Below are 19,838 nucleotides of genomic sequence, written 5' to 3' on the forward strand. Positions count from 1 at the left end.
ACCTCCCAGTCGCAGACCACCTCCGACCTTAGCCACCCCGGCCCAACCTGGCTCCCGGTTTTAGCCGAGGCCGAGACGACCACGGCTGATCTCGTGGGTCCGTGCTTCGCGCAGGCAGCGCAGATGAACGGCGGCCCAGGTCCGGTACGGACGCCAGTTCTCCGACACCTCCGCGAGCGTCCGGCCGGCGCCGTACCGGAAGGTGATCTCCTTGTCGAGCCGCCGCTCGTTCTGCGGGATCGCGTCCGGCGCGTTGGCCCCACGTAGCACCACCAACTCAGCGGCGAACGGACCAAGCCCCTTCACCTCCCGCACCGCACTGATCGCGTCCTCAACCGGCATCGCCCGAAGAGCCAAACCATCCAGCCGACCATCCAACGCGGCCTCCGCAACCGCCTGCAGATACTCGGTCTTCCGCCCGGGCAGCTCGAGGTCGAGCGCTCGCAACCGCTCCGGTGCAGGAAAAGCACCATTCTCGCCATACTCACGGACCAGCTCATCGCGAAGCGATGCCGCCTGGACGATCCGAATCCGCTGCGACAACACGGCCCAGGCAGCAGCCTCGTACGGCGAATGGAACCCGCAAGGCCGCAACCCCGGCAACTGCTCCTGCGCATCAGCGATCACCGCGTCACGCGAGCCCACCTCGACCCACCCGCGCCCGTCGACATCCAGCGACAAGAACCGGCCGGCCTGAGCAGCCGCCAACTCCAGATCGCCGGACCCCTCGACGACGATCCGCGCCGCGCTGTCGTGCTGAGTCACCCACACCTCAGCCCTGCTCCAGTCACCCTCGACCCGGAACACCGTCCGCATCTCCTGCTGCTCACCCTGCGACGGCAACGCCCCCGGCGCGAACCCTTCCCAAAACTGCTTGCTCGTGGCAAGCGACCACGGCCCGAGCACCTCGACGGTCACGTCATGACGCGCCATCATCAGGCCTTGTCGTGGATGGTGATCGCATATCCGTCCGGATCCGTGAAGGTGAACATGCGACCGAACGGCCCGTCGACCGGAGCCGCAACGATCGGTACGCCGGCAGCCGCCAACTCGTCATGCACCACCTGCGCGTCATCAGCGTGCAGCCACAGCGCGACCCCCAGGCCCGGCCGCGGCGACGCGGCATCGAGGTCGACGCCGGGCAGCGGCTCACGTACCGCGAACGAGATCGGCGAGGTATCGAAAACCACCGCACCAGGCGGCGAGGCCGGCACCCGGCGCAGCCCGAGCCGCGTCTCGTAGAAGGCAGCCGCCCGCTCGAGGTCGCGCACCTGCAGAGCGAGGAAGTCCGGTCCGGTCACAGTCATGTCGATCTCCGTCTTGTATGTCAGTGTGTTGACATCCAGAATGTATGTCAGGATGTTGACATGAGTCAAGGCGAACAGGTCGGCCCTCTGGACGAGGCGGTGGGCTACGTGCTGAAACGAGCAGCCACTGCCCTGCGGACAGCCATGGACGCGGCCCTGCGACCACTGGATCTGACCGTCCCGCAGTACTCCTGCCTCGAGGTCCTGTCCCAACAGCCCGGCCTCTCCAACGCGGAGCTCGCCCGGGCCGTCTTCGTCACCCGCCAATCGATGAACCTGGTACTCCGCGGCCTCCAGGACCGCGGCCTGATCACCCGCCCGGCGACAGCCCCCCACGGCCGCGCCCTCCCCACCGAACTCACCCCAGCCGGCCGCCACCAACTCAAAGCAGCCAGTACCGCCGTACGCGCGGTCGAAGCGCGCATGCTCACACCGTTCACCAAGTCCCAGCAGACCCGCCTGCTGAACGACCTACTCGCCTGCGTCGGGGCCCTGGACTAGCGGTACGACCGGCTGGAGACCGCCCGACGGGACGGTGGGGATCGCGGATCCGCCGTCGGGTTCGACCGTGACAGCCAGGTCTGTCTGCCCGGATACACCACCGTTGACGACGGTGGGGCGGAGCGTAGTACCCGCAGTGGACAGGCCGATGGAGCGTGCGTGGTGAGCGGCGTCGATGAGCCACAGTTGGTAGGTCTGGTGTCCTGGCAGGGGTTTCAGGTCGCGGATGAGGACAACTGCGGCGTCTTGGCGGCTGGAGAGCACCACGGTGGCCTGGCCTCCGCCGGTGACGGCGCCGTGGAGGGTTCGCGCGTCAGGCTGGGTCAGGATCGTTGCGGCCCGTGTGCTGACGGCAGTAAGAGCTGTCTTGTCGCGGTACTGGTCCAGAGCAATCGCCCCACTGGCGGCGATCGCCAGAAACGCCGCTGCCAGTGCGAGGGACCGGCGGGTAAGCGACCGGCGGGCGAACGGTCGGCGGGCGATCCCTGGTCGCGTCGCGCTCCGGCGTACCGGCCGTCCTGGAGGTCGCGCGCGGCTCGATGCAGTCGCGCCGCTCGATGACGTGGGTGGGGTGTGGAGCAGGGGTGGTTGCTGACGGGTCGTGTGGACCGAGTTCATCACCTTGGGTTTGAGGCCGGCCGGCGGCGGTGTTGCGACGTACGCGCCGAGTTTGGTGGCGGTCTCGCGGAGGTCGCTGACCTCGGTGCTGCAGTCGGCGCAGGTGGCGAGGTGCTGATCGAAGTCGGCTCGCTCTTCGTCGGACACCGCGTCCAGGACGTACGGACCGGTCAGGGCATGAACGTCTGTCGTTGTCACGTGGTGCCGCTTTCCTGGCGTCGGACTGGTGAATGGGTCAGGCCGTCTCGCGTCCTCGTCTGTGGTTCGGGGCGGGGCGTGATGCGGGCGGTGGCGCCTCCCAGGAGTAGGGAGGCACCACCGCTTACTGCTGGGTCGGTGTCACCGTCATCTGGTGTCCTGGCCTGGTGACATCGACCCGGTGATGCCGGGTCGGCGGGATCGTCAGCTCGCCGGCGGCATCAGTACGGTGTCGATCAGGTACACGGTCGCGTTGGCGGTCTTCACGCCGCCGCAGATGACCTTCGCGTTGTTGACCATCAGGCTGCCGCCCGAACCGGTGACGGTGACGGACCCCTTCTCGACGGTGGTCTGCTTGCCGACGACCGCGGCCGGGTCGAGCTGGCCGGCGACCACGTGGTACGTCAGGATCTTGCTCAGCAAGGCCGAGTCGGTCTTCAGGGTGTTGATCGTCGCGGCCGGGATCTTCGCGAACGCGGAGTCGACCGGGGCGAAGACGGTGAACTCACCGCCGTTGAGGGTCGAGACCAGGTCCACCTTCGGGTTCAGCTTGCCCGAGACGGCGGCAACCAGCGTCTTGAGCAGCGGGTTGCCGGAGGCCGCGGTGGCGACCGGCGCGGCGGCCATACCGTCGACCGAACCTGCACCGGTCGGGTTCGCCTTGGCGTAGTCGGCGCAGCCGGGGCCGACCAGGCCCGCAGCGTTGTCCACCGACGGCATCGCCGACGGGGTGTCCGACGTCGACGTGGAGGCCGAGCTGGTGGTCGACGGGCTGCTGCTCGACTTGTCGTCGTCGCTGCCACAGGCAACGGTTGCGAAGAGCAACGAAACGGCAGAGGCTGCGAGGGCGACCCGCTTGATGGTGTGGGACATGACGATCCTGCTCCTTGGGTGAAGTGGCTGAGCCAGCGGCTCAGCTGCTGACACCACTGATTCGGGGCCACCCCCTGGGGCGGATGGGTCGGGTCCGGAACTTTTCTGTCACGGCTTTCGCCGGCGCCCTTCACCTATCCACCCGGCCGGTCCGCAGCGAACTCGGGGTGACACTCGAACCCTTCTCACCTGGAGCGAACCCCATGATCACCTTGGCTTTGATCGGACTGCTGGGTGGGTTGATCACCGGTGTCTCGCCGTGTGTCCTGCCGATGCTGCCCATCATCTTCTTCGCCGGTACGACCGGCAGAACCGAACCACAGAAGAAAACCACCGCCCGCGCCGACGGTTCGGCCGGTGATGTGCTGGTCGAGGAGGTCGAGGCCGGGAAGCCGGCCCGGGACTGGCGGCCGTTGAAGATCATCGCCGGGATCGTGGTCAGCTTCAGCGTCTTCACGCTGGCCGGCTCCGTCATCTTGTCGGCGCTCGGCCTGCCGGACGACTTCCTGCGCTGGGGCGGGCTGATCATCCTCAGCATCGTCGGCCTCGGCCTGATCTTCCCGGCGCTGGGGCACTGGATCGAGAAGCCCTTCTACCGGCTCCCCAAGATCAACCGCAACAACAACGGCGCCTTCGTCCTCGGACTGGGTCTCGGCACCCTGTACGTCCCGTGCGCTGGCCCGGTACTCGCCGCGATCACAGTCGCCGGCGCCACCGGTAACGTCGGCTGGCGGACGGTCGTACTGACCGTCTCCTTCGCCATGGGTGCCGCATTGCCGTTGCTGATCTTCGCCTCCGCCGGGTCGCGGATTTCGCAGCGGGTGAAGGCGTACCGCGATCACCAGAAGGGGTTCCGGGTCGCCGGAGGTGCGGTGATGATCGCACTTGCCGTCGCACTCGCCTTCAACGTCACCGACGTGATCCAGCGGTCGCTGCCCAGCTACACCAGCGGGCTGGAGAAGAAGGTCGCCGAGAACAAGACCGTGCAGGGTGCGCTCGCTCCCGCGATCGGCAACGACGCGAGCGCCGACCTCGCCAAGTGCACACCGGGTGCCGCCGAGCTCGCCTCCTGCGGCGCCGCACCGGAGTTCCGCGGTACGCAGAAGTGGTTCAACACGCCTGGCGGGCAGCCCGCCACACTCAGCGGGTTGAAGGGCAAGGTCGTGCTGGTCGACTTCTGGGCGTACTCGTGCATCAACTGCCAGCGGGCGACGCCGCATCTGCTCGCCTGGGACAAGGCGTACAAGTCGCTCGGGTTGCAGATCGTCGGGATCCACTCGCCGGAGTTCGCCTTCGAGAAGTCGGCGGGAAACCTGCAGTCGGCGATCAGCAAGGAGGGCATCGGGTATCCGGTGGGTCAGGACAACAACCTCGCCACCTGGACGGCGTACCGGAATCAGTACTGGCCGGCCAAGTATCTCGTCGACGCCGGCGGCACCGTACGGTCGATCAAGTTCGGTGAAGGCGACTACGGCCAGACCGAGAACCAGATCCGCGAGCTGCTCAAGGCGGCCAATCCCTCGGTCCAGCTACCCGCGCCGGTCGACGGCACGGTCAAGGCCGACACGATCGGCGCCGACGGAACCACGCCCGAGACCTACCTCGGCTACTCCCGCTCGGCCAACCTCAATGGCCCTGTCGGCAAGCTGACCCCCAACAAGACCGTTGCCTTCGGCCTCAACCAGGCTCAGCCCGACGACACCTTCAGCCTCGGTGGTTCCTGGGCCGTGGGCACGCAGAGCGTCACCTCCACCAAGGGCTCCCAAGCGCGCCTCAACTTCCAGGCCGCGAAGGTCTTCCATGTCCTGTCCGGCGAGGGCACCGTCACCGTCTCCATCCCTGGCGAACCCGACAAGACCATCACGGTCTCCGGTACGCCGAACGCCTACCAACTGGTCGACAAGCCCACCCAGGAACGCAAGACGATGACGCTGACCTACAGCCCGGGCATCTCCGCCTTCACCTTCAGCTTCGGCTGAACCGATCAGCGCCAGGGGTTGACCAGGTCGGTGAGGTTCTTGGTCAGTGCGACCTGCAGCAGCGGACCGAAGGTGATCCGCTGGACGCCGGCCTTCTTGAGGTCCTCGAACGATCCCGACGCCGCGCCGTCGATCGGGTGGGCGGTCACATTGAGCGGGCCGGACAGCTCAGCCAGCAGAACGCCGAGGCTTTCGGCGTCGGGGATCCGCACCGGGTAGACGCAGCGGGCGCCGGCGGCCTCGCACGCTTGCGAGCGGCGTACCGCCTCGGCCAGCGGGTCGTCGAACTTGGCCACCTTACCCAGGAACGCGTCCGTCCGAGCGTTGATGACCAGCTCGACACCGGCCTGGTCGGCGGCGGCGCGGATTGCACCGATGTAGTCGGCGTGCTCCTGCACATCCCGCAGCCTGCCCTCGCTGTGCACGGTGTCCTCGACGTTGATGCCGACGGCGCCGGCCTCGAGCACGCGCTCCACCAGCTCGGCCGCCGGAGTGTCGTAGCCCGACTCCACATCGGCAGTCACCGGTACGTCGACAGCCGCCGTGATCCGGCGGATCCCGTCGAGCGCATCCGCCAGCGTCATCCCCTCGTTGTCCTCCTGCCCGCGGGAGTTGGCCAACGGGTGGCTGCCGATGCTCAGCGCCGGGAAACCGGCCTCGACGACCGCGCGGGCCGACCAGGCATCCCAGACCGTCGGCAGCACCAGAGTCTCCCCGGTGTGGTGGAGCCGAAGCAGCTCGCTGGCCTTGGCTGCGATATCGGTCATTTCTACTCCCGAGAGGTCGAAGGGTGATGCTCGTCGCGGATTCCGGGTCAACGGTACCGACCGCTACCTCACGGCGGCATGGAAAGACCCACCAGCGCTCCGGGGGGTGAGGCTGGTGGGTCTTGGAGCCAGGGACTGGGCCCCGGCCGTCCGCTACATCGCGGGCCGCGGGTTGTTCGTTACAGCCCCGGCGGCGGGAGTTCACGGGGGCGCCTCCGTAGGGTTTGGGGGGTTTCGTTGACACCTTTGCGCGGGGGTCTTCATGGTGGGCGGACCGCCCCCAAAAGTGAGGACCGCTCATGCGCAAGTCACCTGATCGTGCACGTTTAGCCGGTGCCGGCGTTGTCGCCGTCGCCTTGCTGGCCGCCTTCACCGCAGTACCGTCGCAGGCTTCCGAGCCAGCCGTGAACAGTCCAGCCGAGCCGAGGGTCAGCGCCAAGTCAGCCACCGCCGCGGATCGGCAGATGCTGGCTCAGCGTCCGTTGATCGAGGCCGCCGAACGTTTGGCGGTGGTCGCGGAATCGCCTGCTCTGCAAGGGTTCGCCGGTATCACTCTCGCCGACGACGCCGTTGTGCTCTGGTGGAAGGGTGCACCGCCGGCGCGGGTTCGGCAGGCCGTCTCGTCTGCGGCCAAGCTCGCACCGGTACGGATCGCCGGCGCCGTCCATTCCAAGAAGGAACTCGACCAGGCCGCCCGGTCCATCGCGACCTGGCAGCAGCAGAACCCGGGCGCCGGGGTCCATGCGGTGAAGAATCCTGGCGACGGCAGCGGTCTCGTGCTGAGCGCCAGCCCGACGCGTCGCGCGGCGGCCGAGCTCGGCCAGACTTTGCGGGAGCGTACCGGCGTACCGGTTCGTGTGGTTGCGGAGGAGCCGCTGAAGCCGCTGTCGCGTGGGGACGACTGGTCGCCCTGGATCGGCGGAGCGCGGCTCTGGAACCAGTCCGCCGGCGCGATCTGCACCACCGGCTTCGGCGTACGGGACGGCCAGCATCGGCCGTACATCCTCACCGCCGCGCATTGCGGCCAGTCGGGTCAGCAGTTCGCCGACGGGCAGGGTGAGTACATCGGGAACATGGGCGCGCGCAACCAGGACCATGACATCGCGCTGATCCCGACCAACAACGTCGACCCGCAACTGTACGTCGGCGACGGCAACAGCGGCCTCGTCGAGAACGTCCCGTACTGGGGGCACGTCTTCGTCGGCCAGTACCTGTGCCAGAGCGGCATCACCAGCGCGGCGGTCACCGGCGGACCGGTCTGCAACATCAAGGTCCTGTTCTTCTACAACGATCGGGAGGACCTGGTCGAGGGCGAGCAGATGAACGGCCAGGACGCGGCCCGCGGCGGCGACTCCGGCGGTCCGGTCTACTCGCGCGGCGACGCCGGCCTGATCGCCAACGGAACCGTCACCCGCGGCGCCGGCCCCCGGATCGGCTTCCAGGACTTCGCCACCGCCAACCGCGATTTCGGCGTCAGCATGTCCTGAGCATCTTTCGCTGAGCAGCGCAGGTCCTAAGCGCCTTCGCTGAGCAGCTGGATCAGGTCGTGGCGGCCGGTGAGCCCGAGTTTGCGATAGACGCCGGACAGGTGGAACTCCACCGTCCGGCGGGCCAGGAAGAGCTGGTTCGCAATCTCCGGGTTCGACAAGCCGGCCGCCACCAACCGCGCGACCTTCCGCTCCTGCGTCGTCAGGCCGCGGAGGGCACCCATCGCCGGCCCTGCGACTGCCCGCGCCCGCTCCGCCAACCGCCAGGCACCGCAGTCGTCGGCAAGCTGGATCGCCCGGAGCAGCTGACGATCGGCGGCGCCGTCCTCGCTGCCCATGCTGCCCTTGCTGCCCTTGCGCAGAGCCTTTCCCAGTTCGTACCGAGCGAGCGCCTCGTCCAGGAGTTGGCCAGCGTCCTGCAACCTGCCGACGGCCTCGACGAGCAGCGACGCCCTCTCGCACCCGGGCCGCGTCGACGCCAGCACGTATTGCGCGAAGCCGATCGCGCCGTCGGTTCCAACGAGCCGCGCCCGCTCGAGATTCTCCTCCGCGAGTCGCTCAGCCTGCGCTGCCCGACCCAACCGCAGCAGCGTCTCAACAGCAGCCGGCCGCCAGCGAACCACCTCCGGACTGTCCACCCCGGCCTCGGCCAGTAGCTCACCACAGTCCAAGTACGTCCGTACCGCCGCCCCGAACTGCCTCGCCTCCACCTGTGCCCCACCCCGAGCCATCAACCCACCCGGCGTCACCTGTCCACCGTCGCCTAGCAGCCGACACCCACGCCCCTTGACCACCCTCGGCGTACCCCCGGCGACTCTCGTCGCCTCCGCCAGACTCCAGACGATCCGCAGCACCAACGCCCGGTCCCGCTGTACCAACGCCTTCCGCAACAGCGCCCGGAGCAGGCTCGTCACCGACCGCAGATCGCCCTTTCTGTGCAGAATCCGGACCTTGAGCAGCTCCAGCTCGACCAACGCCGACTCGTTGCCTTGGGCCACAATCTTGCTCCGCGCCGCCAGTACAGCCGATTCGGCCCGTACCGGCGCTCCCACCACCGAGAGCGTGAACAAGGCGTTCCAGCAGCACCCGAACTCCCCCAGCGGATCCGCTGCGGCCAGTACGGCGTCCGCATCGCGCAACGCCGCTCTCGCATCGCCACCGGTCAGCGCCCCCGAGGCGGACCGCCCGGCCCGCGAAGCCAGATCCGACCGCGGAGCCGGTTCCCCGAACCGCCGCGCATCTCGCACCAGCGAGCCACCGGCCCGAAACCATCGATCCACTACCCGCAGATCGATCGCAGCGGACTCGTCCCACCCCGAACGCGCAATCCCGACCGGCATCTCGACCACCATCTCCCCAGAAGACGATCGCCCGAAATCCCCCTCACTCTGCCCCGGGAACCCTGACCGGAAACGTTTCCTGACCGAATCCGGCCAGCACCCTCCGGGTCCTATCAGTCAGCTTGCCACGGAGGCAACGGGGTCGCGATCGAGGTAGGCGACGGCGAAGAGGATCAGCGCGGTGACGATGCTGACGCCTGCATTGGTGACGAGGTCAGAGGTGGCCATGCCTGACCCTGAAGCCCGGAACCGCCCCCGAACAGCTCGAAGAAGCCCTGGAAAGCCTCCGCAACCAGGGCCGGGTGATGTGCTCCTTCGACATCACCGACGACCTCGACCCCACGATGGCCGAAAAGCTCGCAGCCCTCCACCAACGCCGCTACGACACCATCCCCGAGATCGGCCGGCTGGTCGCAGCCCTCCCCGAGTACGCCGGTAGCGCCGTCCCAGAAGCAGACCGCGCCCGCCAGCCGGCGGCATCTCTTCGGCCGGCGCGATCTCTTCACTGCCGATGGATGCGGGCATATCGTCCGGCCGAGGGGTCTTTGTGCCCGCCCGCGACAATCTCGACGGAGCGTAGCCATGAGAACAGTACGTACAGGGAGGGGGCTCCTGGCCATCGGTGCGGTGACGACCACCGTGCTCGCGATGACCATGAGCTCAGGCGCGAACGCCGCCGGCCCGCAGCCCAAGGCCGACCCGGACGCGCCCGCGGTCCAGGCTGAGCCGGGCCAGCGAGAAGCCAAGGGGTTCTACGACGTGCGCACACCCAGTGCACGGACGACCTACGCGCAGGCCGCCAAGACGATGGCCAAGGAGGGCGCGGCCGCGGAGAAATTCCGCGACTCGCTGGGCCCGCAGGGCATCGTCTCGGTGGACCCTGCGACCGGTACGCCGAAGCAGGTGGCCAAGCTGAACGGGTTCCTCACCGGTCCCAGCAGCAAACCACCGGCCCGGATCGTGCTCGACTACATCCGGGCGCACCCAGAGATCTTCCGGCTGTCCGAGAACGACCTGCGGACGCTGCGGCTCCGCAAGAACTACCGCGACGTCGAGGGATCACATCACCTGTCCTGGGAGCAGGTGGTGAACGGCACTCCGCTCTTCGGCAACGGCATCGTCGGGCACGTCACCAAGCGCGGAGAACTGATCGCCATCATGGGCTCGCCCGTGCCTGGTCTGGCTGGGCTCGCCGCCGGCGCCGCCACACCCTCGGTGAGCGCGGACGGCGCCCGGGTGATCGCCGCCAAGGATGTCGGTGGCAAGACAGCGACGACCAGTGTGAAGACCGTCGCGGACGGCAGGACGTGGGGCAACGGTGACTACGCCAAACGGGTCTGGTTCTACACCCCCGCCGGGCTGCGCGCGGGCTGGGCGACGTACACCCAAGCCGGCGGCACCCTGATCTACAGTCACGTGATCGACGCGTCGACCGGCAGCGTCCTGTACCGCCGGCCGTTGGTCGACCATGCCAACGGCGACGGCCTGGTGACGGACTACTACCCCGGCGCAACCAAGGGCGGCACTCAGCGGAAGGTCAACTTCTTCAAGGCCGGCTACCTCCAGAAGGGCGCCCAAACGCTCCAGGACGGTACGTCGGTCTACGCCTTCGCCGACATCAACGACGATGACCTGGCAGGAGCCGGTGAGACCGTCAAGATCCCCGGTACGAGGACCACCGCGGAGTACCGGCTGGTGCCGTTCGCCAGCAACCCGAAGTGCTCGGTCTCCTTCGTCTGTACCTGGGATCCGGCGACGGCGAACTCCTGGCGGACGAACCTGAACCAGGACGTCACGCAGGCGTTCTACCTGGCCAGCAACTTCCACGACTACCTGAAGAAGTCGCCGATCGGGTTCACCGCGGCGGCGGGGAACTTCGAGGCCAAGGGCAGCGACCCGGTACTGCTGAACGCGATCGACGGCGCCAACACCGGGAACGGCCTGCCCGACGGCGGCCACGTCAACAACGCGAACATGAACACGCCACCGGACGGCACCTCGCCGACCATGCAGATGTACCTGTTCCACAACCCGGCCAACCCGGCCGACCGGTTCGTGCCGACCAGTTCGGCGAACGACGCCAGCATCCTGTACCACGAGTATACCCACGGCCTGTCCAACCGGCTCGTGGTCGATGCCTCCGGCAACTCCACCCTGAACAGCGTGCAGGCAGGCGGCATGGGCGAGGGCTGGAGCGACTTCTACGCGATGGACTACCTGGTCGCCAACGGTTTCCAGCCGAACAGCGGCGGGCTCGACGGCGAGGTCAAGGAAGGGACGTACACGGTCGCAGGCGGGCTGTTCCGCAAGGAAGCGATGGACTGCCGGGTCGGCTCGACCGCTCCCACCTGTAAGGCGCTCGACGGCACCCAGGGCGGCTACACCTTCGCCGACTTCCCGAACCTCGGGCTGCGCGGGCCAGAGGTCCACGACATCGGCGAGTACTGGGCGCAGGTGCTGTGGGACGTCCGCGAACGCTTCGGTCACACCAAGACGATCTCGCTGGTGACCCGGGCGATGGAGCTGTCTCCGTCCGACCCGTCGCTGCTGGACATGCGCAACGCGATCCTGCAGGCCGACCAGGTCGTCAACCGCGGCAAGGATGTCGCCGCGCTCTGGCAGATCTTCGCGACCCGCGGCATGGGCTGGTTCGCCGGCGTCGTCGACGCTGGTGACACGGCCCCGGCGGAGGACTTCCACGTACCGCCGACCGGAGCTGGTGCCACCCTGCAAGGCACGGTGACCGACAAGCTCACCGGCGCGCCGGTACCGAACGCGCTGGTGTTCATCGCCGGCCACGACTCCGGCTACTCCGGCGACTACGCCGACGTGACCGATGCCCAGGGCAAGTACTCGATCGACGGGGTGCTGCCCGGGACGTACCCGAAACTGGTCGTCGCCGGCGGTCCGTACGAGATCCTGAACCAGGCCGTGACGATCGCGGCCGGAGGCTCGACGGTCAACTTCACCCCACGCCGCGACTGGGCCGCCGCTGCCGGCGGAGGCGCCGTCACGGACTTCAACGGCCCAGACTTCGCCCCGGCCTGTACGCCGCCGTACGCGATCGACCTGTCCCAAGGCACCGGTTGGGGCAGCACCACCGGCGACGACGCAGGCACCCCGACCAACACTCCGATCCCCAAGTTCATCGTGGTGGCACTGCCCGCGACGGTGAACATCACCACCTTCTCGGTCGACCCGTCACAAACCTGCGGCGACCCCGGCAGCGCAGCCACCGGCGGCTACCGCATCGAGACCTCCGCCGACGGCACCACCTGGGCGACCGCCGCCGAAGGCACCTTCGGCGCCGCCAACCGCCTCCGCTACAACGAAGTCACCCCCACCGGCAACACCACCGGCATCAAGTACGTCAAGTTCTGGATGCTCAGCCCCCAAGTCCCCGACATCACCACCAACTGCCCCGGCCCCTTCGCCGGCTGCCAGTTCATGGACATGATGGAACTACAGGTCTTCGGCACCCAGTAACCAGCCATTGGGGCCCGGAACCTCGTCGGGTTCCGGGCCCCCACTTGACCTGAGGACCCTCGCGGTCACGCGGGCTTGGCGTAGGCCGCGATACCGGTGTCCAGCACAACGCATGCCTCGTCGCCGACAGTCCAGGCGTCGTGTCCGGGATCGAGGTCCACGACGTCGCCTGGGCCGACGTTGAGCTCGTGGCCGTCGTCGAACCGGACGGTCATCTGCCCCGAAAGGACCATGCCGGTGTGGTGAACCTGGCAGGAGTCGGTGCCGGCGATCGGCTTGACATCGTCGGACCAGCGCCAGCCCGGCTCGAACACCCCGCGGCCGAGAGTAAAGCCGCCCAGGGTGACGACGTCCACGTGCCCATGATCCTTGAAGGGGCGTCGCTCGTGCGGGCTGGCGATGTTCTGCTTGTCGGACATGGTGTCTCCCCTCTCCCGTTGTGCTGCTCAGTCAGCCGGTGAGGTCATTGCCCTTGGCATCCAAGCCCTTCAGTACCCCCAGCACCGTCATCTCCCCATCCAGCTCTACTTCGAATAGGACGCCGAGAGCGTCGGCATGTCAAGGAATCCTTGATCCTGGCGCCTTACGAACCGCTGACGGACCAGCCCCGGAGGCGAGGAAGACGATCCAGGCGCCCGCGATCCACCTCGCGCTAGACGGCTGGTCTGGCTCGCCTTCCGGGGGTCCAAAGCCATGCTGATTGGCGGGCGGCCCGGCGGGATCTCGACCGTCGATCGGGGATGACGACTTGGTCGAGCCGTGGCAGTTTCAGCAGCGCGTCGGCCGTCTCGTCGTCCGGGTTGCTCCGGATGTACCGCTGCTGGTTCACCCCGACGGCCCGGATCCGCGGCCCCCGACGCCCATCCGGCTCAGCGACGTAGGCGATGCCACCACTGTGATCAAGCCAGCGGATGACATCTTCGATCGAGCTGTCTTCCAACCCTCCGTGAGGGTCCGACCACTGAACGCGAGCAATACCGCGCAAGTCATCCCGCTCCTGCGACATAGCGATCGCAGTAACCGTCACTGCCGGATAACTTGCAAGGCTCATCGACTGCCAGCGCCTCCTGGTATATCAACCCCCGCATCGTGACACCCACCCCCACCACCCCGAAACCCCCAGCCCACCCATTGGACCGCTCCCGCCACGACCGCCGCCGACATGTGCGACGCCTAGTCATTGAAATGGAACAGTGGGCGGGCGTCCGCTCTGTTCGCTGTGCGCCCGCCCACTGGTTCGAGAAGAAGCCGTTCTTGCCGGTCCTAGGCTGAAGACGCAGGAGGTCCGGCAGGGAAACAGCGCAGCCGGCGACCTGGCAGTCCGGCGATGCGAAGCTGGATGACGTTGGCGAATTCCTGAGCCAGTTCGGCTGGAGCGATGTGCTCTTCGACCAGGTGGTCGCCTAACCACAGCTGAACGCTGTAGTACCCGGGAACCGGCACGTCCGGAAGGTGGCCACCAGACGACCAGTCAGTCGTCATTCAGACCCCTCAGGACATCAATCACCATCGCACCGGTCACGATCGAGGTGCCTATGATCAAGACCCACATCTGCGCAATCACTGTCAGATCACCCTCGTCTTCACCGGCTTGCTCGGCCTCTTATGGGGAAGCTATGAGGTGACGAGCGACACTGGCTGTACAAAATGTGTGACTTAGAGCTAGCTATCCTTTGACGACCACCCAGTAGGAAGTCGAGCGGGAATGGACGACCAGGCGCAGGCGATCGGTAGCCGAGTGCGGTACTGGCGCAAGCGCCGCGACATCGACCGGCAGCGCTTCGCCGACATGGTGGGCCGGTCGACGTCCTGGCTGGACAAGGTTGAGAAGGGCGAGCGCAACCTCCTGCGCTTGCCGATGCTGGAACGCGTGGCAGATGCCCTCGGCGTGGCACCCGAAGCACTGACTGACGACCCAACCGCAAGACTCGCGGCAGACTGCGTCGACGCAACCGAAGTACAAGCCATCCGGTCCGCGTTAGGCCGATATCCCGCGTTGTCCGTCAACGCGTCCCACACGAAGCCGGCAACACCCGATCAGATCAAGCGGCAACTGGAGTACCTGGGGCATTCTTGGCTGTCATCGAACTTCACGGCCGTGGCTCAGCATCTTCCGAAGTTGATTGAAGACGCTCAGGTCGCAGTCGAGATCGCATCAACTGACGATGAGCAACTAGCCACACGACGCTCCCTGGTGATGGCTTACAGGCTTGCTTCGTCGATGCTGCTCAAGTTCGAAGCCAACGACGTCGCCTGGCTTGCCGCCGATCGAGCCATGCAAACAGCGCTGCCGACCGACGACACCGTCGCGTTGGCGCGTGCCACTCGGAGCGTGGCCAGGGCAATGACCAGCGCCGGCCAGGAGTCCGACGCAATTGTGGTGCTGGGCGGAATGGCGGATCGGATGCGCCCTCATCTCCCCCAATCTGACGGAGACTTGCTGCCATTGTTCGGCATGCTCTTTCTGGCAGCGTCTATGGCGGCCGCGAAGATCGACGATGATGCGGTAGCGCTGATGATGCACGAAGAGGCCGACGCTGTCGTTGCACGCCTGAGCGACAAACACCGGACGCACTACACAGTCTTCGGACCGGCAAACGTCGCTGCTCATCGCGTGGCCGCACTGACCCGTCTTCGGCAGGGCGGGCGCGCGCTCGAGTACGTCGCGAGCATCGATCCGGCGATCATGGCCTCGCTGCCAACCGAGCGCCGGGCGAACTACTTACTCGATCTGACCGCCTCATACACCTACACCGGCAGCTACCAGAACGCCGTACGGTCGTTGACCGAGGCAGAGCGACTCGCACCCCAAGAGGTGCGCTGCCGCCCGTTGGCCCACGGGCTGCTCCGAGCTCTCCTGAACAGCACCAATGGATCGCTGAGCCAAACAGTCCGAAACATGGCGACACGAGCAGGGATCCCCGCATGACAACCGATCGGGTACTCCACCTGTTCATCTGCGGCGCAGGACCCGCCGAGCAGATTCAAGACCTGATAGCCCTCGCCCACGATGACGGATGGGACGTCCACTGCATCGCAACCGAGAGCGCGGTCGAGCACTTCCTAGACACCGACTCAATCGCAAAGCTGGTCGGCCACCCTGTCCGGACGACGTACCGGACCGCCGGCGCCACACCCACACCCACACCTGACGCTGTCATCGTCGCCCCCGCCACCTACAACACGATCAACAAATGGGCCGCAGGCATCGCAGACAACTACGTCCTAACCCAACTGGCAGAACTCACCGGCCTAGGAGTACGGATCGTCGTACTCCCCTTCGTCAACCAGGCCCTGGCCCACAACCAAGCCTTCACCCAAAGCATCGAAACCCTCCGCCACGAAGGCATCCGAGTCCTCTTCGGCCCAGGCGAATTCGAACCCCACCCACCCCGCACAGGCCACACCGCCCTGAAGACCTACCCCTGGAAGCTCGCCATCGAGTCAGCACGCGACTGAACCCACTGTGGGCCTGAGTGGGACGGAGGCGTGGCCACGTGAACACACCTCCCTTGTCGAGCATCGCTGTATGCCGCGATGATCGAGGACCACTCAGCCTGGGCCGTTCCATGCGATCGCGGTCCATGTGGAGGCCGCCGTCCGGCATATGGTCGCGTGCAGAGGGTTCTGCGTGATCAACGCGGCCTCGCCCACTCACCGTCCTAGCGCGCGGAGCCGCAAGTGAGCTGAAGCATTGCCGGGTCGTTCCATGCGGGACACCCCAGGCTGCTTGTACGCCAGCAAGCGACCAGGCAAACCATGCCGGAACTAGGTCCGCCGTCGCGTCATACGCCGCAGCACTCGTGTCCACAGGCCATCGACATCGGCGCGTGCCGTATCCAGCAGCCGGTGGTCCGATTCACGGTTGCGCTGAACTTCTTCACGGGTAAAGCGATAGGCCCATCGGACCTCGCCGCGCTCGATCACGTAATGCGACTGGCAAGGCAGGGCCCAGTTCCCGATCGAGGGCCTCAGAGAGACGTTGCCGTCGAACGTGAGCACCCACTGTTTCGGCGAGAGCGGAGTAACCACTTCATGGCCGCACCCGCAGGCACACAGGTGGGACGCTGTCGAAAAATGGCTGGAGATGTACAGGCGCCCTGGCTCCAGTTCGCTTGGAAAAGATCTGACGAACTCGGCCCTCATGTAGTCGATTTTCATTCAGCATCCGCCCCGGCACGCTCGGCGCCGCGTTCGGCGCCGTTGCGGATTGTCCCCGTGAAGATGCGGTATACGGTTTCATCGACAGGCTCAAACTCGGCGTAGTAGCCGAGATACTTCTTCCAGTTGATGACTGCGAGCATCGCGTTGAGGCTGTTCAGGTCAGCCGTCTGAATGTTGCGGTCGTACTCGTCGGGCGCGGCGGCTGCGCCTGCCACTGTTCCCTCGGGAGCCTCCGGGAAATGGTTGACGACCGCCAGGAGTCCAGAGAGGCACCCACCCTCATCACGGATCCCCATGCCGACCTCGACCATCGGGATTCGTCGTTCGCGGAGCCACGTGATGATCGCTGGCTTGTCCTCAGCATCGGCTGCGGCCATGAAGACGAAGGTGCAGTCACCGAGACGGCTGACATTGTCTGCGGTGATGAAGACCGGGTGCGCGGTGATTCCGGTATGCATGTGCCCATAGACGCTGGCGAAGTATTCGGCCTTGTTCGGGCGTCGCTTCAGGTCCTCGATGTCAGCGGCTCCTGGAGCGCGATAGGCGTTGTGATTGTCGAATACGTCTCCGTCGAAGAGGTCGATAGCATCGACCCAAGTTTTGGAAACCTGGTCGAGGATGAAGCTGCCGGTGCCGCCAAGCCCGACGATTCCGATGCGATGGCCCCTGAACTTTGCGTTCACCGCGGCCAGACCTGCGCGTGCCGTCCCCGTGTCCGGGTAGACGAACGGCAGGTCGTCAGGCACTTCAGTCCAACCGGCTCCCGGCCGCGGGTTCGCCGCCGGGTCAAGTGCGATCGCAGGATGGCTCAGGATCCGCACATAGGAGGTGATCTTGTCGTAGGTGTTGGCGTAGGAGCCGCCGTCCTTGGGCTTGCTGGAGATCATGAAGTCCGCACTGAGCTCCGCTGTGATCGCGTGCGCCTCAGGTGATGGCCCCGGCAGTGGACGGCCATGTTGATCGCAGGGCTGCTCACCAACGAACCAAATGCGGTGATCGCCCGAACCGTCATGAACTGCATCCCCGCTGAACACGACCGGCAGCGCGAGTCGCCCGTACGCCACAGCTCCACCCGTGGTGGCGTACGGGACGTGCTCGACGATCAGATGGTTGCCCTCGAACGACAGACAGTAGTCCTCGTCGAGCAGTCGACGAGTCGATGGATCAAGACCGAACGGTGACGTAGACATCGAACACCATCTTCGGCTTGACGTTAACGGTGTCTCCGGGATGAAGCGTTCCGGCTCCGCGACCGCTGTGGCCACGTGAGTACTCGATCCGCGCGACGTCTCCGTCGTTGAGCGGCTGGTCCGGGAAAGCCAACTCGTAGACCTGCTCGTAGGAAATAGCGCGCTGCTCCCACCCGAACTCGCGGGTATTGACATAGATCGTCACGGTGGGCTTGCCATGGCCAGATTCGTTGGTGCCGTTGGGACTCATGGCCCCTCCCTTCAGATAGACCCCGCCTTGGAGTCTGCCAAGACTGTATCAGCAAAGAATCATCGCCTGTCCAGTGACACATCGAGTCGTCTCACTGGAGAGGTGACTCCGCGCTAAGCTCGCCTTATGCGACCTACCCGCGTAACGACGACCTCCCAGGCACGGTTGGCGTGACCGGTGCAACTGGCAGCGCCGACGGCGTCGAGCGACTCGACCTCGCGCATCTGGGCGCGATGCTGCGCGAGCGTCGTGGGAGTCTCTCGCTGCGGCAGGCCGCGGCAGAAGCCGGCGTCAGTTTCAGTACCTTCACCAGGGTCGAGGCCGGTGCCCAACCGGACCTCACCTCCTTCACCCTGTTATCCGCCTGGCTTGGCGTTTCGCCCGGAGGGTTCTTCCGGCCAGTTGCGGAACGACAGGTCGCCCCGATCGAAGAAGCGATCGCACATCTCACAGCCGATCCGCGGTTGGAACCGGAGGCAGCGTCGAAGATTGCGGGCGTTCTGCGCAACATGTACGACGTACTCGCTAAGGCACCAGCTCAACGACAGGTCGTCGCCTGTCATCTCCGCGCTGCCTCCGTACTGCGCCCTGGGGTTCCCGAGCGGCTCAACTCACTCCTGGGGCAGATGCACGATCAGCTGGAAGCCCGCCTAGCCAGTGGGGAACTGTGACGCTGCGGCGCGGATTCAAAGCTCAGACCGAACGCGAGGCTGTACGAATCCGAAAAGAGCTCGGCCTCGCTCCACACGATCACCTCGACCCGCGCGATCTCGCGAAGCACCTTGACATCTCGGTGGTCGACGCGGGCGATCTGGTGGACATCGCAGAACTCGAGGAACTGGAGCGCCTCCAAGCTTTTGCCTTCTCCGCCGCAACCTTCATGATCGAGAGCCGCAAGATCATCGTTGTCAACCCGCTACGGAACGTTGGTCGCCAGAACAGCGACATCGCTCACGAGCTGGCACACGTCATGCTGCAGCACGAGCTGTCGGAGATCCGTGAGATCGGCAACATGCCCTTCCGCACTTGCAAGCCTGACGAGGAGGAGGAGGCTACAGCATTCGGCGGCACGCTCCTTCTCCCCAGACCTTTGCTGCTGAGTGCGGTCAGACGACGTGCCTCGATCGAACAGATCGCGGTCCAATATGACGTGACGGTTGAGATGGCGCGATTCAGGTACAACACGACGGGCGTCGCGAAGCAGACCGCAAGTCGATAGCAGCCAGAATTGCCTCACGCGATCGAGAATGCAGGCACGACAGCCTCATAAACCTGCTACCGACGCTACGCCAGCCGTCATCTGGGATGAGATCCCCACACCGGCGGCCATGCCCGACTCGCCGTAAACAATCCTCAACCAACAGCAACCCGCAATACGCCCCGCGCAACGCCTTTCACCAATCGGTGACGGAAGAACCCGAGCACCAAGGGGTGGGCGGGAACCGGCAGAGCGGTCTGCGGAGCCGGCGTGGGCTCAACTCCTCCACGCCGGCCGGGGCGATCAGGGCGCGGCAGCAGCGGGCGACAACCACAGCTAGCCCACGACGCCGGGCTCCCCCGCAACGCTCTCGCTAAGCGGGTGACGGAGGAACCCGCGCCCAGGGTGGGTGGGAGCCGGTGGAGCGGACGCGACGTAGGAGCGGACGGCGGAGCCTGCGTGGGGATTGACCCCGACCAC

General features: G+C 66.3%; 18 protein-coding genes. 8 read left to right on the forward strand and 10 right to left on the reverse strand.

The features are described from left to right. Positions 1 to 60: 60 nt before the first annotated feature. Positions 61 to 936 (reverse strand): DNA-3-methyladenine glycosylase family protein, encoded by an 876-nt coding sequence (locus tag ABD768_RS14905; protein WP_344841052.1) that lies wholly within the window; start codon positions 934 to 936, stop codon positions 61 to 63. After that, complete coding sequence (locus ABD768_RS14910; protein WP_344841054.1) at positions 936 to 1,307, reverse strand: VOC family protein; 372 nt, start codon at positions 1,305 to 1,307, stop codon at positions 936 to 938. Before ABD768_RS14910 ends, ABD768_RS14905 begins: the two co-directional genes overlap by 1 nt. A gap of 60 nt (positions 1,308 to 1,367) precedes the next feature. On the opposite strand from ABD768_RS14910, the gene ABD768_RS14915 reads away from it, so the two are divergent. Next, positions 1,368 to 1,808 carry a MarR family winged helix-turn-helix transcriptional regulator gene (locus ABD768_RS14915; protein ID WP_344841056.1) on the forward strand — a complete coding sequence of 147 codons (441 nt, stop codon included), beginning with the start codon at positions 1,368 to 1,370 and terminating at the stop codon, positions 1,806 to 1,808. Here ABD768_RS14915 and ABD768_RS14920 read toward each other — a convergent pair. Continuing rightward, positions 1,779 to 2,624: an anti-sigma factor gene (locus ABD768_RS14920; protein WP_344841058.1), complete on the reverse strand. Its 846-nt coding sequence runs from the start codon at positions 2,622 to 2,624 to the stop codon at positions 1,779 to 1,781. The two genes, ABD768_RS14915 and ABD768_RS14920, sit on opposite strands and share 30 nt — an antisense overlap. Before the next feature lie 204 nt (positions 2,625 to 2,828). Beyond that, complete coding sequence (locus tag ABD768_RS14925; protein WP_344841060.1) at positions 2,829 to 3,497, reverse strand: fasciclin domain-containing protein; 669 nt, start codon at positions 3,495 to 3,497, stop codon at positions 2,829 to 2,831. Positions 3,498 to 3,700: 203 nt separating this feature from the next. Between ABD768_RS14925 and ABD768_RS14930 the strand changes: the two genes are divergently transcribed. Beyond that, positions 3,701 to 5,476 carry a cytochrome c biogenesis protein CcdA gene (locus ABD768_RS14930; protein WP_343984127.1) on the forward strand — a complete coding sequence of 592 codons (1,776 nt, stop codon included), beginning with the start codon at positions 3,701 to 3,703 and terminating at the stop codon, positions 5,474 to 5,476. Positions 5,477 to 5,481: 5 nt separating this feature from the next. On the opposite strand, the gene ABD768_RS14935 is transcribed toward ABD768_RS14930, so the two are convergent. Continuing rightward, positions 5,482 to 6,243 (reverse strand): isocitrate lyase/PEP mutase family protein, encoded by a 762-nt coding sequence (locus ABD768_RS14935; RefSeq protein ID WP_343984129.1) that lies wholly within the window; start codon positions 6,241 to 6,243, stop codon positions 5,482 to 5,484. 299 nt (positions 6,244 to 6,542) lie between these two features. On the opposite strand from ABD768_RS14935, the gene ABD768_RS14940 reads away from it, so the two are divergent. After that, entirely contained in the window at positions 6,543 to 7,730 is a 1,188-nt protein-coding gene (locus tag ABD768_RS14940) for a chymotrypsin family serine protease (RefSeq protein WP_344841062.1), read from the forward strand. Between the two features lie 26 nt (positions 7,731 to 7,756). On the opposite strand, the gene ABD768_RS14945 is transcribed toward ABD768_RS14940, so the two are convergent. Then, positions 7,757 to 9,070, reverse strand: a complete 1,314-nt coding sequence (locus tag ABD768_RS14945; protein ID WP_344841063.1) for a helix-turn-helix transcriptional regulator — start codon at positions 9,068 to 9,070, stop codon at positions 7,757 to 7,759. Positions 9,071 to 9,652: 582 nt separating this feature from the next. On the opposite strand from ABD768_RS14945, the gene ABD768_RS14950 reads away from it, so the two are divergent. After that, a complete protein-coding gene (locus ABD768_RS14950; protein ID WP_344841064.1) occupies positions 9,653 to 12,556 on the forward strand; it encodes a M36 family metallopeptidase in 2,904 nt (967 codons plus the stop codon). A 65-nt stretch (positions 12,557 to 12,621) separates the two neighbouring features. On the opposite strand, the gene ABD768_RS14955 is transcribed toward ABD768_RS14950, so the two are convergent. Further along, positions 12,622 to 12,975, reverse strand: coding sequence for a cupin domain-containing protein (locus ABD768_RS14955; protein WP_344841065.1), 354 nt, complete (start codon positions 12,973 to 12,975; stop codon positions 12,622 to 12,624). Positions 12,976 to 14,261: 1,286 nt separating this feature from the next. Here ABD768_RS14955 and ABD768_RS14960 point away from each other — a divergent pair. Both ABD768_RS14960 and ABD768_RS14965 read left to right on the forward strand, forming a co-directional pair. Continuing rightward, positions 14,262 to 15,485 carry a helix-turn-helix domain-containing protein gene (locus ABD768_RS14960; protein WP_344841066.1) on the forward strand — a complete coding sequence of 408 codons (1,224 nt, stop codon included), beginning with the start codon at positions 14,262 to 14,264 and terminating at the stop codon, positions 15,483 to 15,485. Next, a complete protein-coding gene (locus ABD768_RS14965) occupies positions 15,482 to 16,015 on the forward strand; it encodes a flavoprotein (RefSeq protein ID WP_344841067.1) in 534 nt (177 codons plus the stop codon). Before ABD768_RS14960 ends, ABD768_RS14965 begins: the two co-directional genes overlap by 4 nt. A 309-nt stretch (positions 16,016 to 16,324) precedes the next feature. On the opposite strand, the gene ABD768_RS14970 is transcribed toward ABD768_RS14965, so the two are convergent. Genes ABD768_RS14970 through ABD768_RS14980 form a run of 3 tightly spaced genes read right to left on the reverse strand, consistent with a single transcriptional unit; the run spans position 16,325 to position 18,160 of the window. Then, positions 16,325 to 16,717 carry a ubiquitination-like system serine protease family protein gene (locus ABD768_RS14970; protein ID WP_344841068.1) on the reverse strand — a complete coding sequence of 131 codons (393 nt, stop codon included), beginning with the start codon at positions 16,715 to 16,717 and terminating at the stop codon, positions 16,325 to 16,327. Further along, positions 16,714 to 17,910, reverse strand: a complete 1,197-nt coding sequence (locus tag ABD768_RS14975; protein ID WP_344841069.1) for a ThiF family adenylyltransferase — start codon at positions 17,908 to 17,910, stop codon at positions 16,714 to 16,716. Before ABD768_RS14975 ends, ABD768_RS14970 begins: the two co-directional genes overlap by 4 nt. After that, positions 17,885 to 18,160 (reverse strand): multiubiquitin domain-containing protein, encoded by a 276-nt coding sequence (locus ABD768_RS14980; RefSeq protein WP_344841070.1) that lies wholly within the window; start codon positions 18,158 to 18,160, stop codon positions 17,885 to 17,887. The genes ABD768_RS14975 and ABD768_RS14980 overlap by 26 nt, the downstream gene beginning before the upstream one ends. Positions 18,161 to 18,330: 170 nt before the next feature. Here ABD768_RS14980 and ABD768_RS14985 point away from each other — a divergent pair, with 170 nt between their 5' ends. Beyond that, positions 18,331 to 18,831, forward strand: coding sequence for a helix-turn-helix domain-containing protein (locus ABD768_RS14985; protein WP_344841071.1), 501 nt, complete (start codon positions 18,331 to 18,333; stop codon positions 18,829 to 18,831). Further along, positions 18,828 to 19,379 (forward strand): ImmA/IrrE family metallo-endopeptidase, encoded by a 552-nt coding sequence (locus tag ABD768_RS14990; protein ID WP_344841072.1) that lies wholly within the window; start codon positions 18,828 to 18,830, stop codon positions 19,377 to 19,379. Before ABD768_RS14985 ends, ABD768_RS14990 begins: the two co-directional genes overlap by 4 nt. Positions 19,380 to 19,838: the final 459 nt, after the last annotated feature.

Origin of the sequence: Kribbella ginsengisoli (genome assembly GCF_039537185.1) — a bacterium.
Lineage (GTDB): Bacteria > Actinomycetota > Actinomycetes > Propionibacteriales > Kribbellaceae > Kribbella > Kribbella koreensis.

Excerpts from the sequence above, each read along its gene's own strand:
- ABD768_RS14905 (WP_344841052.1), bottom strand. The coding sequence starts at position 936 with ATGATGGCGCGTCATGACGTGACCGTCGAGGTGCTCGGGCCGTGGTCG.
- ABD768_RS14910 (WP_344841054.1), bottom strand. The coding sequence starts at position 1,307 with ATGACTGTGACCGGACCGGACTTCCTCGCTCTGCAGGTGCGCGACCTC.
- ABD768_RS14915 (WP_344841056.1), top strand. The coding sequence starts at position 1,368 with ATGAGTCAAGGCGAACAGGTCGGCCCTCTGGACGAGGCGGTGGGCTAC.
- ABD768_RS14925 (WP_344841060.1), bottom strand. The coding sequence starts at position 3,497 with ATGTCCCACACCATCAAGCGGGTCGCCCTCGCAGCCTCTGCCGTTTCG.
- ABD768_RS14930 (WP_343984127.1), top strand. The coding sequence starts at position 3,701 with ATGATCACCTTGGCTTTGATCGGACTGCTGGGTGGGTTGATCACCGGT.
- ABD768_RS14935 (WP_343984129.1), bottom strand. The coding sequence starts at position 6,243 with ATGACCGATATCGCAGCCAAGGCCAGCGAGCTGCTTCGGCTCCACCAC.
- ABD768_RS14940 (WP_344841062.1), top strand. The coding sequence starts at position 6,543 with ATGCGCAAGTCACCTGATCGTGCACGTTTAGCCGGTGCCGGCGTTGTC.
- ABD768_RS14945 (WP_344841063.1), bottom strand. The coding sequence starts at position 9,070 with ATGCCGGTCGGGATTGCGCGTTCGGGGTGGGACGAGTCCGCTGCGATC.
- ABD768_RS14950 (WP_344841064.1), top strand. The coding sequence starts at position 9,653 with ATGAGAACAGTACGTACAGGGAGGGGGCTCCTGGCCATCGGTGCGGTG.
- ABD768_RS14955 (WP_344841065.1), bottom strand. The coding sequence starts at position 12,975 with ATGTCCGACAAGCAGAACATCGCCAGCCCGCACGAGCGACGCCCCTTC.
- ABD768_RS14960 (WP_344841066.1), top strand. The coding sequence starts at position 14,262 with ATGGACGACCAGGCGCAGGCGATCGGTAGCCGAGTGCGGTACTGGCGC.
- ABD768_RS14965 (WP_344841067.1), top strand. The coding sequence starts at position 15,482 with ATGACAACCGATCGGGTACTCCACCTGTTCATCTGCGGCGCAGGACCC.
- ABD768_RS14970 (WP_344841068.1), bottom strand. The coding sequence starts at position 16,717 with ATGAAAATCGACTACATGAGGGCCGAGTTCGTCAGATCTTTTCCAAGC.
- ABD768_RS14975 (WP_344841069.1), bottom strand. The coding sequence starts at position 17,910 with ATGTCTACGTCACCGTTCGGTCTTGATCCATCGACTCGTCGACTGCTC.
- ABD768_RS14980 (WP_344841070.1), bottom strand. The coding sequence starts at position 18,160 with ATGAGTCCCAACGGCACCAACGAATCTGGCCATGGCAAGCCCACCGTG.